1 pseudogene is annotated in these 379 nt (G+C 63.6%); it reads right to left on the bottom strand.

The window, feature by feature from the left end:
• Positions 1–379 (bottom strand): annotated as a pseudogene (locus tag AB3X94_RS41970) (adhesin); the annotation flags it as partial.

Genomic DNA, 379 nt, shown 5'->3' on the forward strand with positions numbered 1-379 from the left:
CAAGCACGATCGAACCACCGCCCAGCGCCCGGGCCGTGCTCGACGCCGTGCCGTACAACTGGCCACCGTTGATCGCGTCCACGCTCGATGCCCGCACTGCGCCCGCAGCCACCCCCGTCACCGTACGATTGCCCGCGGTGCCTGCCACGTTGATCGCCGAACCGTCAGCGTCTTTTGCCACCGTGATGTCACGACTGGTTGCATCCTGCTGCACCAGACCCACCGTACCTTCGGACAACTGGTTCTGCACGCTCGTGATGCTGGACGCGTTCTGCGCGATGTTGCTGGTGTTCTTTGCGATGTCAGTTGCATTCAGCGCGATATCGCCCGCATTCTGCGCAATGTCGCCCGTGTTCTGCGTCGTGCGACCGTCGAGGTT

Origin of the sequence: Paraburkholderia sp. BR10923, from assembly GCF_040948765.1 — a bacterium.
Lineage (GTDB): Bacteria > Pseudomonadota > Gammaproteobacteria > Burkholderiales > Burkholderiaceae > Paraburkholderia > Paraburkholderia youngii.